Here is a 12,117-nt window from a genome sequence, read left to right on the forward strand (position 1 = left end):
ACGAACCACCACGGCCGCCACCGGTCGAACCCCCGCGATCGTCGCGGAACGAACCACCACGGCCGCCGCCGGTCGAACCCCCGCGATCGTCGCGGAACGAACCACCACGGCCGCCACCGGTCGAACCCCCGCGATCGTCGCGGAACGAACCGCGGCGGTCGTCGCCGCCGGGCGCGGCGTACCGGTCCCGCGTGCCGCCGCGGCCCGCGCGGAAGGAGCCTCTGTTGTCGTCGCGGGAGAAGGTCGGGCGATCGCCGCTGGACGGGCCACCACGGAACGAACCCCCGCGGTCGCCGCCGGGCGAGCCCGCGCGGTCGTCGCCGCCGGGCCTGCCGAACCGTCCCCTGGAACTCTGGGGAGAGGCTCCGAAGGCGCCGCGATCGGAGGCGCCACGACTGGACGCGCCGCGATCGGACGTGCCGGGCCGTTCGTCAGAGCGGAAGGCGTCGCGGCGGTCACTGCCACCACGGGACCCTCCCCAGGAGCCGCCCTGAGCGCCTCCTCGCGGGCCGCCGGCGCCCCGGAAGCCACCGGAGCCACCTCGGGATCCGGCACCTCCCCTCGCACCTGAGGCACCGCCTGGGGCGCCGCCGCGTCCTCGACCGCGTCCATCACCGGACGGGGTACCACGCCTGTTGTTCACTTCGGTTGCTCCTCTAGGTTTTCCACGTCGTCGGGGAGGAACGGGGCGAGCGCGGGGAGCTCTTCGAGACTCCGCAGCCCCAGCCTCTCCAGGAAATACGAACTTGTGCGGTAGAGAACCGCCTGGCTCTCGGGGTCGACGCCGGCCTCCTCGACCAGCCCGCGCGCCGTCAGCGTGCGCATGACGCCGTCGCTGTTGACGCCCCGGACCGCGGCGACCCTCGCCCTGCTCACCGGCTGGCGGTAGGCAACGACCGCGAGGGTCTCAAGAGCGGCCTGCGTCAGCCTGGTCTGCTGCCCGTCACGGACGAACCGCTCCACCAGGGCGGCGCACTCGGCCCGCGTGTACAGCCGCCAGCCGCCGGCGACCTCCCGGAGATCGAAGCCCCGGCCCGCCGCGGTGTATTCCGCCGACAGGGCCACCAGCGCCTCGGCGATCTCTCGCGAGGGGCGCTCGAGCACCTGGGCCAAAGTGACCTCGGCGACCGGCTCTTCGACCACGAGCAGGATCGCCTCCAGAGCCGCCCGCAGGCTCGGCTCGGGCTCGGCGGTCTCGCCCGTGTCCTCAGGACTCATCGGCTGCATCTTCGCTTTCTCGGCTGCCGGCGCCCGGTGGGCCCGGCCGGCTCTCATGGCCCTCCGGGATCTCGTCGCCCGGGGAGCCCTCGTCGTAGTCGTCGGCCACCGCGATGTCTCCGTCGTCGGCACCGGTCCAGGTCACGTGCAGATCCCCGAGCGGCTCGATCTGCTCGAAGGAGACCGCGGCCTCCCGGAAGAGCTCCAGGACGGCGAGGAAGCGTGCGATGACCTCGAAGGTGCCCGCACAGTCGGCGGTCAGGGCCCGGAACGTGGCCGTGCGCATGCGCCGGAGCCGTGAGACAAGGATAGCCGCTTGCTCGCGGACGTTGGCGACCGGCTGATAGATGTGTGCGGTGGAGACGGAGGGCGGGAGCTTGGGCGTGAAGACCCGGGCGGCGATGCGGGCCAGGCGATCGGGGCCGATGCCGAGCACCAGCTCGGGCAGCAGGCCGGCGAACTGCGGCTCCATCGGCACCACGCGGGGGAAGCGCAGCGCCTCGTCGGCCATGCGCCCCGCGAAGACCTTGGCCACCTCCTTGTAGGCGCGGTACTGCAGGAGCCGGGCGAACAGCAGATCACGGGCCTCCAGCAGGGCCAGGTCCTCCTCGTCCTCCACCTCGCCGGTGGGCAGGAGCCTGGCGGCCTTCAGATCGAGCAGGGTGGCCGCGACGAGCAGGAAGTGGCTCACCTGGTCGAGATCCCACTCGGGGCCCATCGAGCGGATGTGGGCGATGAACTCGTCGGTCACCTGGTGCAGCGACACCTCGGTGATGTCGAGCTTGTGCTTGGAGATCAGCCCGAGCAGCAGGTCGAACGGCCCCTCGAAGACCTCCAGGTGCACCTGGAAGGCTTCGGGCCTGCCCTGGCCGGTCGCGGGCTGGCCGGTCGCGGGCTGGTCGGTCACCGCCTCATTGTCGCGCACGCCGGGCGCGGTGGCGCTCAGTCGTCCTGCGACCACCGGGCGAGAACCTCACGGGCCAGCTCGCGGTAGGCGGTGGCGCCCATGGAGGCCGGGTCGAACTGGGTGATCGGCTCACCGGCCAGCGTGGCGTCGGGGAACCGGACGGTGCGGTTGATCACCGTGTGGAAGACCTTGTCGCCGAACCCCTGCATGATCGTGGCGAGCACCTCCCGCGCGTGGAGCGTGCGGGGGTCGTACATCGTGGCCAGGATGCCGTCGATCTCGAGGTTCTTGTTGAGCCGCTCCTGGACCTTGGTGATCGACTCCATCAGCAGGGCGACGCCGCGCAGCGCGAAGAACTCGCATTCGAGCGGCACCATCACGCTGTGCGCGCAGGTCAGGGCGTTGACCGCGAGCAGGCCAAGGGACGGCTGGCAGTCGATGAGGCAGATGTCGTAGTGAGGAAGCAGCGGCTCCAGCGAGCGGCCCAGGGCGTACTCCCTGGCGACCTCGTTGACGAGCCTGATCTCCGCGCCGGACAGGAATATGTTGCTCGGCAGCAGATCCATGCCTTCGACGCTGGTGCTGAGGAGGACGTCCTCGGCCGTGACGTCGGGCTCTTCCATGATCAGGTCGTAGACCGTCGACTCCAGCGGGCGGGGGTCGATGCCGAGCCCCACGGACAACGCGCCCTGCGGGTCGAAGTCGACCAGCAGCACCCGCTGGCCGCACTCGGCGAGCGAGGCCCCGAGGTTGATCGTCGTCGTGGTCTTGCCGACGCCGCCCTTCTGGTTGACCATCGCCACGACCCGCGCGGGGCCGTGCGTGGTGGGGGCCACCGGGTCAGGGAAGACGGGACGCGGACGCCCGGTTGGACCCAGAATGCCCTCGTTCCTGGTTTCGCCCCAGGATGCGTCGGGCGCACCGGGGACCTCCCGGATAGAAGCGTCTGTGGTCGCAGTCACCAGTTGAACCTCCCTGACGGCCCCGAACCGGACCGTCCGGACGGACACTATGGGGTCGGCACGTATGCGGCAAGGCGACGCGCCCTAGAGCTATGAAGTTGGATGCCTGGCCCGGGAATGGGCCGCCGCATACGCCTCACGGAGCCTGTCGACGCCGACCAGCGTGTAGACCTGGGTGGTCGCCACCGAGGCATGGCCGAGCAGTTCCTGGACAACCCTAACGTCCGCTCCTCCGTCGAGGAGGTGAGTTGCGAACGAATGGCGCAACATATGCGGGGAAACCCCGGCGAGGCCCGCCCGTTCCGCGGCGGACTGGAGAACCTCCCAGGCCCCCTGGCGGGTGAGGCGCCCGCCCCGGGCGTTCAGGAACAGGGCCGCGGTGCCGCGCCCCTGCGCGGAGATGAGCGGGCGCGCGCAGGCGAGGTACGCGCCGAGGGCCTCGCGGGCGAACCTGCCGAGGGGGACGACCCTCGTGCGCCCGCCCTTGCCGCGCAGCCGCACGTTCTCTGCCTCGATGTCCTCCACGGTGAGCCCGACGGCCTCGGAGATCCGCGCGCCCGTGCCGTACAGCACCTCAAGCAGGGCCCGGTTGCGGTGGGTGAGCGGCGCGTCCTTCGGGCCGGCGGCGGCGATGAGCCGCTCCACCTCGGCGACCGCGATGGCCCTCGGCGGGGGGCGCAGCCTGCTGGGCGGGTGCACCTCGTGGGCGGGGTCGTGCGCCGAGACCCCCTCCCGGACCGCGAACCGGTGGAGGCCGCGTACGGCCGAGACGGCCCTGGCGGCCGAGCTGGCCACCAGGGCGGGGTGATGCTCGTCGCCCTCCCGCAGGGCCGTCAGGAACGCCAGGACGTCGGCCTCGGCCACTTCGGCGAGGGTGAGGCGCCCGCGCGAGCGCAGGTAACGGAGGTAGCGGCTGAGGTCACGCCGGTAGGAGGCGAGCGTGTTGGCCGCCAGGCCTCGCTCCACCGAGAGATGGGCGAGGTATCCGGCGAGCACGGCCTCGGTGTCGGCGTAGGCGCTCAGGACGGGAACCTCCTGTCAGGCCTCCTCGGCGTCGGCGGGACGCAGGGCGGCGAAACCGTCCGACATAGCGGCGTACGCGGCGAGAATACCCGCGACGGCCGGTGAATTGTGGATCATTCCCTCCAGCGCCCTGTTCACCCCTTCTGCCAGGGGTATCCACACGACCGGCATGTCGATCTCCTCGTGCCGGCGCACGAACCCGTTCTCCTCCTCGGGGATCTCCGAGAGGTCGCGGGCGAGGAAGATGCGGATGCGCTCGTCGGTCATGCCGGGCGAGCTGTAGATGTCGAGCAGCGTGTGCCAGGTCGCCGCCCGGTAGCCCGCCTCCTCGGCCAGCTCGCGCGCCGCGCAGTCGACCAGCGGCTCGCCGGGGACGTCACGGATGCCGGCGGGCAGCTCCCAGAGCAGCCTGCGGACCGGATGGCGGTACTGCCGCAGCAGCAGCACCCGGCCGTCGTCGTCGAGCGCCACCACGGCGACGGAGCCGGGATGGACGATGTAGTCGCGGTCGGCGACCTCGTCCCCCGGCATGCGCACGGTGTCGGTGCGCACCGAGATCACGTAGGCCTTGAACCGCTCCTTGGAGTCGAGGACCTCCCAGGACGCCGGCACGTCGCGGACGTCGTCCGCCGTCAGCCCCCTGGCGGCAGGCCCCTGGGCCACGCCGCTCACGCGCCCCTCCCGGCCTTCGTGACGCTCTCGCGCACGTCGGCGTACGTCAGAGCGGCTTCGATGAGGCCGCTGAACAGCGGGTGGGCCCGGGTCGGGCGGGAGCGGAACTCCGGGTGCGCCTGGGTGCCCACGAAGAACGGGTGGACCTCGGTGTCCAGCTCGGCGTACTCGACGAGGCGGCCGTCGGGGGACAGTCCTGAGAAGACCATGCCGACCTCCTCCAGCCGCTCGCGGTAGGCGTTGCCGACCTCGTAGCGGTGGCGGTGGCGCTCGTCGGCGCTCGCGGCGCCGTACAGCCGCCGGACGATCGAGCCCTCGGACAGCTTGGCCGGGTAGAGGCCGAGCCGCATGGTGCCGCCCATGTCGCGCTCGCCCGCCACCACGTCCTCCTGGTCGGCCATGGTGGAGATCACCGGGTCGACGGTGTCCGGGTCGAACTCGGTGCTGTTGGCCTCCTCGATGCCGGCGAGGTTGCGGGCCGCCTCGATGACCATGCACTGCATGCCGAGGCAGATGCCGAGCAGCGGGATCTGCCGCTCGCGGGCGTGCCGGATCGCGCCGACCTTGCCGTCGATGCCCCGGACCCCGAACCCGCCGGGGATGAGCACGCCGTCCACCCCGTCGAGCTCGCGCTCGGCGCCCTCGGCGGTCTCGCAGTCGTCGCTCTTGACCCAGCGGATGTTGACGCGGGCGTCGCAGGCGAAGCCGCCCGCGCGCAGCGCCTCGGTGACCGAGAGGTACGCGTCGGGCAGGTCGATGTACTTGCCGACCAGCGCGATCGTGACCTCCTTGGCCGGGCGGTGCACCCGGCGCAGGAGCTGGTCCCACTCGTGCCAGTCGACGTCGCGGAAGGGCAGGCCGAGGCGCCGTATGACGTACGCGTCCAGGCCCTCGGAGTGCAGCACCCTGGGGATGTCGTAGATGCTCGGGGCGTCGATCGCCGAGACGACCGCGTCCTCGTCGACGTCGCACATCAGGCTGATCTTGCGCTTCAGCGAGGTGGTGATGGGCCGGTCGGAGCGGCAGACGATGGCGTCCGGCTGGATGCCGATGCTGCGCAGGGCGGCGACCGAGTGCTGGGTGGGCTTGGTCTTCAGTTCGCCGCTCGGGCCGATGTACGGCAGGAGCGAGACGTGCAGGAAGAACACGTTGTCGCGGCCGACCTCGTGACGGACCTGGCGTACCGCCTCCAGGAAGGGCAGCGACTCGATGTCGCCCACGGTGCCGCCGACCTCGGTGATGACCACGTCCACTTCGGGGCCGGCCATGCCGCGGATGCGGTCCTTGATCTCGTTGGTGATGTGGGGGATCACCTGCACGGTGTCGCCGAGGTACTCGCCGCGCCGCTCTTTGGCGATGACGTTCGAGTAGACCTGGCCGGTGGTGACGTTGGCCGAGCCGTGCAGCTCGGTGTCGAGGAATCGCTCGTAGTGGCCGACGTCGAGGTCGGTCTCGGCTCCGTCGTCTGTGACGAACACCTCACCGTGCTGGAACGGGTTCATCGTCCCGGGGTCGACGTTGAGGTAGGGGTCCAGCTTCTGCATGGTGACCCGCAGGCCGCGAAGCTTCAGCAGGCGCCCCAGGCTGGAGGCTGTGAGCCCTTTACCGAGACTGGAGGCGACGCCTCCGGTGACGAACAGATGCTTGGTGTTTGCGGCGCTGCGCAAGGAGGGTCTCCCGTGGTCCGTTGTGATCGTGGCCGTCCCGACGGGCGACCGCGTGTCCACGGGCTCTCAGAATATCAAAGGACGCTTGCGAAGTGCCCGAACATCCCCCGGGCGTCCGTTCCCAGCATCCTAACCACGGAGTAACTTTTCCGGTTATGTCACCCCGTGATGCACTACGCCGGATCTTCGGCGGCCTTATCCACCGTGGCTGGGCCGCGATCCGCGCGGCCGGCGCGGTCACCCCCAAGACCCCGGCCAGGTACCGGTTCCGCCACCTCGGCGAGGGTACATGCCTGTCCTTCCCCCAGGGCGCGATCTTCGGAGAGGCCTGGATCGAGATCGGCGACCACACGCTCGTGGGTGAGCGCGTCTCCATCTCGGCGGGGATGGGACCGGGCGTCGATCTCGGCCCGGACTCCATCGTCCGCATCGGCGGGGGCTGCTCGATCGGCAGGGGCAGCCACATCGTGGGCCACCAGTCCATCGACATCGGCGACGACGTCTTCACGGGGCCCTACGTCTACATCACCGACCAGAACCACGTGTACGACGACCCCGAGATGCCCATAGGCCGCCAGTGGCCGCGCAACAACCCGGTGTCCATCGGCGCGGGCTCCTGGCTCGGCGCGGGCGCGATCATCCTGCCGGGGACGCGGATCGGCAGGCAGTCGGTCGTCGCGGGCGGCGCCGTCGTGCGCGGCGAGTTCCCCGACCACTGCGTCATCGCCGGGGTCCCCGCGAAGGTCGTCCGGCTGTACTCCCCGGAGGAGGGCTGGCACGTCCCGTCCCCCGCCGGGGAACCGAGCCCGCTCGGAGCGCTCCTGCCCGGCGGCTGACCCCCGGACCGCTCCAGCAGGGAAGCCGAACGTCCGTACCGCTCCTGCCGGCGATCTTGCCGTCCGAAATCCCGCTGTCCGGCTCATGGCTGTCCGGTGAGGGATATCCATGAGCCGGTGACCTGGACCGCGCCGCGCCCGCAGGGCTACGGTCACGACATGCGAACGGCGATCTGTGAGAGGTTCGGGGTCGAGTTCCCTCTGTTCGCCTTCAGCCACTGCCGTGACGTGGTGGCGGCGGTCACCAACGCGGGCGGGTTCGGTGTGCTCGGCGCCGTGGCCTACTCCCCCGAGCAGCTCGGCCGCGAGCTGTCCTGGATCGACAGGCAGGTGCGCGGCCGGCCGTACGGGGTCGACGTGCTGGTGCCCGGCAAGATCGACCGGTCGGTCACCGAGCCCGGCGCCCGGCTCCTCGACCTCATCCCCGAGGTCCACCGCGACTTCGTCGCCCACCTGTTCTCCAAGTACGGGGTGAGCTCGGACAAGACGTTCACGGCGGGTCAGGCCGGCCCGCGCGGCGGCAGGGCCGACGAGATCGGGCTCAGGGTCACGCACTCGGGCGCCACCGGGCTCATCGACATCGCCCTGAGGCACCCCGTCGGCCTGATCGCCAGCGCGCTCGGCACGCCGCCCCCCGTCATGGTCGAGAAGGCGCGGGCCGCCGGCGTCCCGGTGGCGGCGCTGGTCGGCACGGTGGAGCACGCCCTGCGCCAGGTGGCCGCCGGCGCCGACCTGATCGTCGCCCAGGGCACCGAGGCGGGCGGCCACACCGGCGAGGTCTCCACCATGGTGCTGGTCCCCCAGGTCGTCGACGCGGTGGCGCCCGTCCCCGTGCTCGCGGCCGGCGGCATCGCGAGCGGGCGGCAGATGGCCGCCGCCATGGCCCTCGGCGCCGAGGGCGTCTGGTGCGGCTCGGTCTGGCTCACCAGCGAGGAGGCCGAGACGCCCCCGGTGGTCAAGCGCAAGCTGCTCGACGCCACCTCGCTCGACACCGTGCGCTCCCGGTCGCGTACGGGCAAGCCGGCCAGGCAGCTGGTGTCGGCCTGGACCACCGAGTGGGACGAGGCCACCGAGAGCCCCGGGGCGCTGCCGATGCCCCTGCAGATGCTGCTCGCCGAGGGCGCGCTCGCCCGCATCGGCAAGGCCGCCGAGAACGGCGAGCCCGGCGCCCGCGAGATGGCGAACTACTTCGTGGGCCAGGTGGTCGGCCAGCTGAACCAGGTCAAACCGGCACGCCAGGTCGTCTACGAGATGATCGAGGAGTTCACCTCGGCGGTCGAACGCGTGAGCGAGATCACGCGATCCTGATTGGTTCGGGGAACGCGGGGCAGCTGCTCCTTCGTCTTCCTTGTCAGGACGCAAGGACTGTGGAGGTGCGATGCTCGCGGCACTGACCGGCCTCGGGCTGTCCACGGCGGCGGGGCTCAACGCCTACATCCCGCTGCTCGTGGTCGGTCTCCTGGCCAACTTCACCGACGTCGTACGGCTGCCGCACGACTTCGCGTGGCTGACCAACGGCTGGGTGATCGCGATCATCGGCGTGCTCCTGCTCGCCGAGATCGTGCTCGACAAGGTACCGGTCGTCGACCATGTGAACGACATGATCCAGACCGCGGTACGGCCGGCCGCCGGGGGCGTGGTCTTCAGCGCCACCCAGGCGGCCTCGCAGCTCGACCACTCCACCTGGATGAACGACAACCCCTGGGTGAGCTGGGTGCTCGGCATCGGCGTGGCCTTCGCCGTCCACGTCATGAAGGCCTCGGCCCGGCCCGTCGTCAACGTCTCCACGGCCGGCGTCGGCGCCCCGGTGGTCAGCACCATGGAGGACGCCGGATCGCTCGGCATGAGCCTGGTCGCCGTCTTCTTCCCGGTGCTGGTGATCGTCGCCCTGGTGGTGCTGGCCGTGCCGGCCTGGTGGGTGATCCGCCGCCTGCGCAGGCGGCGAGCCCGCCGTGACGAGCGCCTCCGGCGCGACCCCCAGCCCACCTGACGCCAGAGCCCCTACCGGGCGGTCGAGTCCCGTACGTGCAGCTGCGCGGGGACGATGACCGGCCCGGGAGTGGCGTCGCCGTTGAGGCGGGCGATGAGCAGCTCGACGGCGGCCCTGGCCGTCTCCTCAGGGGCGAGGTCGAGCGCGGTGATCGCGGGCCGGGCCAAGCGGGTCTGCTGCGCGTCCGAGCCGGCCGCGAGCAGCAGGTCGCCCGGCACCTCCACCTCCAGCCGCCGCGCCTCGGCCAGGACTCCGGCGGCGTGGCGGCCGGTCTGGCAGTAGATCGCGTCGGGCCGCCGCCGCTTGCCCGTGAGCAGCCGCCGGGCGGCGTCGCGCCCGCCGTCCTCGCCCGCCGCCTCGGGGACGTGCAGGACCCTCGCCGGCATGCTCCGCCGCCGCGCCCAGGCGCGGTAGGCCCTTTCGGAGTCCACGTTCCACGCGTTGTCGTCGGTGCCGGCCAGCAGGGCGACGTCCCGCGCACCGCGCGACGCGAGCAGGTCGAGCATGCGCTCGGTCTCCACGGTGTCGTCGGGGCCGACCCAGTCGGCGAACTCCGGGCGCCCCGGGTCCCGCCCGACGGTCACGACCGGCACGGCCGCGTCGAGGAGCCGGGTGAGGACCGCGTCGTCGCGTAGCGGGTCGCCGACGACGTAGCCGTCGACGCCGTGGGCGGCCTGGGGGAGGTCGGCCCTGGTCATGTCCGGCACGAGCATGAGCCCGAGGCCGTGGTCCAGGGCGGTCACCGCCGCCGCCCCGGCGAAGCGCACGAAGTAGTCGACGCCCACGGGAAGGTATGAGCCGATGGCGTCGAGCGGGCGCATGTCGAGCGCGAGCACGCCGGTGCGCCCCCGGCGCAGGCCCCGGGCCATGGGATGGGCGCGGTAGGCCAGGCGCTCGGCGACGGCGAGGACGCGCTGCCTCGTGGCCTCCGACGCGGTCCCCTTGCCGTTCAGCGCGTGGGACACGGTCGTGACGGACACGCCCGCCTCGCGGGCGACATCCCTGATCGTCGCGCGCCCCGCTCGAGATTCCTGGTCCGGCATACGGACAGAGTAGAGCGCGATCGGGTCGCCCAAAACCTTTTACTAAAACGTTTTGTGCGATAGCGTCGCCGCTTACCGCGCCGAAAGTGCCACGTACAGGCGCATAGATGGACAAACTCCCGCAGTGTTCGGAGGATCAGATGCGTATCCGTGTGGCGGCGCTCCTTGCCGTCTCGCTCACCCTCGGGCTCGCCGCGTGCAGCGGCGGGACGACCGCTCCGGCCGTAGACGACCACAAGCTCGACGACCTGCTCGTCACGACCCCCGCCGCGCGGGGGGAACTGGACAAGGCGAGCTGGAACCTGCCCTTCGGCGAGCCCGCGTCGCTCGACCCGATCAAGGCGTTCAACTATCCCGAGAACACGGTCGTCGCGAACCTCTGCGAGGGCCTGATGCGCCTGGACCCGGACTACTCGGTCAAGCCGAACCTGGCGGAGAAGGTCGAGACCCCCGATCCCACGACCCTGGTGTACACGCTGCGCCAGGGCGTGCGGTTCTGGGACGGGAAGCCCATGACGGCCGACGACGTGGTGTTCAGCCTCCGGCGCCACCTCGACCCCAAGGAAGGCAGCTACTGGGCGTCGGACCAGATCACGGGCAACATCGCGTCCATCGAGAAGACCGGCGACGACCAGGTCACGATCCGGCTGAAGAAGGCCGACGCGACGATCAACTCGTACATGGTCACGCCCGTCGGCGTGGTGGTCCAGCGCGAGCAGCGTGAGAAGGCGGGCGCGAAGTACGGAACGCCCGAGGGGTCGGTCATGTGCACCGGGCCCTTCAAGCTCTCCTCGTGGGAGAAGGGCTCCAAGATCTCCCTGGAGCGCAACGAGGACTACTGGGACGCGCAGCGCAAGGCGAAGACCAAGCAGCTGGACCTGCAGTTCATCGTGGACCCCGGCGCCATCGCGAGCGCGCTCGACACCGGCGCCATCGACGGCTCCTACGACGTCCCCGTCGGAGCGGTGGACCGGCTCACGGCCTCCAAGAACGGCAAGCTGTACCTCGGCAGGTCCCTGCAGATGGTGGCCGTCATCAGCACCGGCAACGGGCCCCTCGGAGACCCGGCGGTCCGCCGCGCGCTGGCGCTCGCCACCGACCGCGAGGCGATCGCCCAGACCGTCTTCGCCGGTACCGCCCGGGCGTCCCGCTCCCTGGTGCCCAAGGGCGGGTGGACGTACGGCGACGACGTGTTCGGGCCCGCGTACGACGCCCTGCCGGACACCAAGAAGAACCTCGAAGAGGCGAAGAAGGCCCTCGCGGGGGTCACGCCCGGCAGCGCGCCGATCACCATCGCCTACCCCAGCGAGCGCCAGTTCTACGCCGACATCCTGTCGGAGATGTCCAACGCCGCGCGCGAGCTCGGCCTGACCATCCAGCCCAAGGGTGTGCCGAGCGCGCAGTACGGCGCCTTCTTCTCCGACGCCAAGGCGCGCGCCGGTTACGACGGCTTCATGACGACCAACTACATGGACATTCCGGACCCCCTGGCCTTCCTGCGCACGATCGCGGCCAAGGGCGGATCCCAGAACTTCAACGGCTACGACGACGCGGAGACGCAGAGCCTCATCGAGCAGGCGGCCACCGCGTCGGACGACACGGCGCGGGCCAAGCTCGTCGCCGGCCTCCAGGCCAAGGTCATGGAGCAGACGCCGTGGATCCCGATCGCGGCGCCGGCGGTCCGGCTGTTCCTCAACAAGCGCGTGACCGGCGTCCCCGCGTCCTTCGTGTACCTGTACTACCCCTGGGCGGCGAGCCTCGGTGCGGCCTGACACCGCACCGCCCGGGGCGCGTCGGCG

11 protein-coding genes and 1 pseudogene are annotated in these 12,117 nt (G+C 71.2%); 5 read left to right on the forward strand and 7 right to left on the reverse strand.

The features are described from left to right. Window positions 1–571 (forward strand): annotated as a pseudogene (locus tag AB0O34_RS30535) (hypothetical protein); the annotation flags it as partial. Between the two features lie 68 nt (window positions 572–639). On the opposite strand, the gene scpB reads toward AB0O34_RS30535, so the two are convergent. The 6 genes from scpB to AB0O34_RS30565 form a co-directional block, all read right to left on the reverse strand. Next, the gene (gene scpB, locus AB0O34_RS30540) at window positions 640–1,218 is read right to left on the reverse strand and encodes an SMC-Scp complex subunit ScpB (RefSeq protein ID WP_363921293.1); all 579 of its coding nucleotides are present in this window, start codon (window positions 1,216–1,218) and stop codon (window positions 640–642) included. Further along, window positions 1,208–2,125, reverse strand: coding sequence for a segregation/condensation protein A (locus AB0O34_RS30545; protein WP_363921307.1), 918 nt, complete (start codon window positions 2,123–2,125; stop codon window positions 1,208–1,210). The genes scpB and AB0O34_RS30545 overlap by 11 nt, the downstream gene beginning before the upstream one ends. Before the next feature lie 35 nt (window positions 2,126–2,160). Continuing rightward, window positions 2,161–3,006 (reverse strand): AAA family ATPase, encoded by an 846-nt coding sequence (locus tag AB0O34_RS30550; protein ID WP_363921309.1) that lies wholly within the window; start codon window positions 3,004–3,006, stop codon window positions 2,161–2,163. Between the two features lie 171 nt (window positions 3,007–3,177). Continuing rightward, complete coding sequence (locus AB0O34_RS30555) at window positions 3,178–4,083, reverse strand: tyrosine recombinase (RefSeq protein WP_363921295.1); 906 nt, start codon at window positions 4,081–4,083, stop codon at window positions 3,178–3,180. Window positions 4,084–4,125: 42 nt separating this feature from the next. Beyond that, complete coding sequence (locus tag AB0O34_RS30560) at window positions 4,126–4,773, reverse strand: NUDIX hydrolase (protein ID WP_363921311.1); 648 nt, start codon at window positions 4,771–4,773, stop codon at window positions 4,126–4,128. A 5-nt stretch (window positions 4,774–4,778) separates the two neighbouring features. Next, window positions 4,779–6,449 (reverse strand): CTP synthase, encoded by a 1,671-nt coding sequence (locus tag AB0O34_RS30565; protein WP_363921297.1) that lies wholly within the window; start codon window positions 6,447–6,449, stop codon window positions 4,779–4,781. A 155-nt stretch (window positions 6,450–6,604) separates the two neighbouring features. Here AB0O34_RS30565 and AB0O34_RS30570 point away from each other — a divergent pair, with 155 nt between their 5' ends. The 3 genes from AB0O34_RS30570 to AB0O34_RS30580 all read left to right on the forward strand — a co-directional run bounded on the left by AB0O34_RS30570 (window position 6,605) and on the right by AB0O34_RS30580 (window position 9,275). Continuing rightward, window positions 6,605–7,285 carry an acyltransferase gene (locus AB0O34_RS30570; RefSeq protein WP_363921299.1) on the forward strand — a complete coding sequence of 227 codons (681 nt, stop codon included), beginning with the start codon at window positions 6,605–6,607 and terminating at the stop codon, window positions 7,283–7,285. Between the two features lie 159 nt (window positions 7,286–7,444). Further along, complete coding sequence (locus AB0O34_RS30575) at window positions 7,445–8,593, forward strand: nitronate monooxygenase (RefSeq protein ID WP_363921313.1); 1,149 nt, start codon at window positions 7,445–7,447, stop codon at window positions 8,591–8,593. 70 nt (window positions 8,594–8,663) lie between these two features. After that, window positions 8,664–9,275, forward strand: a complete 612-nt coding sequence (locus tag AB0O34_RS30580; protein WP_363921301.1) for a DUF4126 domain-containing protein — start codon at window positions 8,664–8,666, stop codon at window positions 9,273–9,275. An 11-nt stretch (window positions 9,276–9,286) separates the two neighbouring features. Here AB0O34_RS30580 and AB0O34_RS30585 read toward each other — a convergent pair whose 3' ends face one another. Beyond that, window positions 9,287–10,318 (reverse strand): LacI family DNA-binding transcriptional regulator, encoded by a 1,032-nt coding sequence (locus AB0O34_RS30585; protein WP_363921315.1) that lies wholly within the window; start codon window positions 10,316–10,318, stop codon window positions 9,287–9,289. 140 nt (window positions 10,319–10,458) lie between these two features. Here AB0O34_RS30585 and AB0O34_RS30590 point away from each other — a divergent pair, with 140 nt between their 5' ends. After that, window positions 10,459–12,090, forward strand: coding sequence for an ABC transporter substrate-binding protein (locus AB0O34_RS30590; protein WP_363921303.1), 1,632 nt, complete (start codon window positions 10,459–10,461; stop codon window positions 12,088–12,090). Window positions 12,091–12,117: the final 27 nt, after the last annotated feature.

The organism is Sphaerisporangium sp. NPDC088356 (assembly GCF_040685555.1).
GTDB lineage: Bacteria > Actinomycetota > Actinomycetes > Streptosporangiales > Streptosporangiaceae > Sphaerisporangium.